The sequence below is a fragment of the Campylobacter showae CC57C genome (genome assembly GCF_000344295.2).
Lineage (GTDB): Bacteria > Campylobacterota > Campylobacteria > Campylobacterales > Campylobacteraceae > Campylobacter_A > Campylobacter_A showae_B.
Genome location: NZ_AOTD01000114.1, coordinates 1 through 327 on the forward strand (window position 1 = coordinate 1; position 327 = coordinate 327).

Here is a 327-nt window from a genome sequence, read left to right on the forward strand (position 1 = left end):
TTCTGCACAACATTCAAATCCATCTCAAAAATACTTCGCCTTATCGTTTTGTATTCAAATTTGAAGTCAAATTTACAAATTTCGGCTTCAAATTTGAGTCACCGAAACCCGTACCCTGAAAATGCTAAATTTAAAGCCCCTATACAAAGAAATCAAAGCTGTAACCTCAAATTTAACTAATCCAAATTTTGCATCGTAAAGACGCAGGTCTTGGTGCATAAAATTTAGAAATATCTCCATGCAAAAAATACGATTTTCACTTCGCTTGCAAAAAATATATAAATTTTACCTTAAGAAATATTTTTCTAAGGCTAAAGTGTGTAAAAT

General features: G+C 30.9%; 1 protein-coding gene. It reads left to right on the forward strand.

Annotation, left to right across the window (positions count from 1 at the left end; genetic code table 11):
- A partial coding sequence (locus H740_RS12135; RefSeq protein ID WP_231679315.1) for a hypothetical protein occupies positions 1-180 on the forward strand: 180 nt, incomplete at its 5' end.
- Positions 181-327: the final 147 nt, after the last annotated feature.